This is a genomic window from Acidisoma sp. L85, from assembly GCF_009765865.1.
GTDB lineage: Bacteria > Pseudomonadota > Alphaproteobacteria > Acetobacterales > Acetobacteraceae > Acidisoma.
The window spans coordinates 73,934-75,351 of the sequence record NZ_LMUQ01000047.1 but is presented as its reverse complement, the minus strand read 5'-3'; the positions used below and the strand labels follow the sequence as shown (position 1 = coordinate 75,351).

Annotated in this window: 3 protein-coding genes; 2 read left to right on the top strand and 1 reads right to left on the bottom strand. The window is 59.8% G+C overall.

The features are described from left to right. Positions 1-191: hypothetical protein (locus GSQ83_RS30570; protein ID WP_254065676.1), on the bottom strand; the 191-nt coding region annotated here is incomplete at its 3' end. Between GSQ83_RS30570 and GSQ83_RS30565 the strand changes: the two genes are divergently transcribed. Both GSQ83_RS30565 and GSQ83_RS13515 read left to right on the top strand, forming a co-directional pair. Continuing rightward, on the top strand, positions 132-284 hold the full coding sequence (locus GSQ83_RS30565) for a hypothetical protein (protein ID WP_254065671.1): 153 nt from the start codon (positions 132-134) through the stop codon (positions 282-284). The genes GSQ83_RS30570 and GSQ83_RS30565 overlap by 60 nt on opposite strands. 32 nt (positions 285-316) lie before the next feature. Beyond that, complete coding sequence (locus GSQ83_RS13515) at positions 317-1,060, top strand: SDR family oxidoreductase (RefSeq protein ID WP_158803426.1); 744 nt, start codon at positions 317-319, stop codon at positions 1,058-1,060. Positions 1,061-1,418 lie beyond the last annotated feature (358 nt).

Below are 1,418 nucleotides of genomic sequence, written 5' to 3'. Positions count from 1 at the left end.
GCCTGCTTCCGGCATGCAAGACTCGCTACGCGGCCCGGCATTCTTGAGCACAAGGATATCGTCGGCATGCACATCAAGATCCGGATCGTCAATCCTTCGGCGAGATCATCGAGCGACGGGAAAACCACGCATTGTCCCTCCTTCTCGAGCAACTTCGGATCGGCGGCCGAACGCTTGAGAAAGGCCCCAATCGGCGCAAGATTGCCGAGCAGCGCGACAAGCCCTCCTTCATCCTAAACCGGCTGGTCGCGCGCCCGGACAACCGCGCGATCGACCCAAGGTAACACCACAAAGCGCATGGAGCTCGCCTCAACCCATCCGGCGTGCCAGCGCGCTTGATGATCTTAGTGCGCGCTACGGTGAGCAGTTGCGCACAGTCGTCGTCGATCTCACGGACATCAGCGGAATGCGCCGTGAGGTCACTGCAGCGTTTGCTGCCCTTGGTCGCATCGACGTGGTGATCAGCAATGCTGCTTTTGGATTGTTTGGTGCGATCGAGGAAGTCAGCGACGCGCAAATCGAACGCCAGATCACCACGAACCTGATGGCGCCGATTCAGTTGATCCGGGCTTGTCTGCCGCACCTCCGTCAACAGGGTGGAGGCCGGATCGTACAGGTGTCCTCGGAGGGCGGTCAGACAACCTATCCCGCCTTCGGCCTTTATCATGCGACGAAATGGGGTATCGAAGGCTTCGTCGAGACGCTGGCGAAGGAGGTCGGCCCTTTCGGCATTGATTGCATTATCGTCGAACCTGGCCCAACTGCCACGAGTTTCGGCGTCAATGTCGATCGCTCTGTTCCGCTTGCCGCATATGACGCCACGCCTGCCGCAGACTTGCGCCGCGCCATCACATCCGGGTCGTTCGTCGCCAAAGGCGATGCGCAGCGCACTGTCGCGGCCATGATCGTCGCCGCCGACGCGGAACGGCCCCCAGTGAGGCTTGCGCTCGGCAGTATCGCCTACGAGCGCATCGAGCAAGCGCTCGGCGAACGCCTTGAATCGGTCCGCAGGCAGGAAACCGTAGCATTCTCCGCTGATCGTCAGGAAGCGGCAATATAGTAGATGACGGGCACTATCCGACCGATTTGCTCCGAGCACTGGATCATCAGCAGGCCACTCTCCGATAGGAAGGATCGCGCCCCTCTAAAACCCCCCTAGCGCACTGTGCTTAATCGACTGATCCTCGCTGGGGTCGACACGCGTGAAGCACAATTATCGCGTGTTGACATCATTGCGTTGGTCAGGTTGAATCAATCGGTTTGCACAACGGCGGCTTATTGGCCAGCCTGGACAAGTTGATGACCATCGAGGTCCTTGTGCAAAACCTCTCAGCGTAGAAAGGGTTGTTGCAGCGCAAGTCTCGAGCGGGCTTCACGGCGACGGCGTCTTCGCGCGAGCGATTGGAAGGTCTGACGCC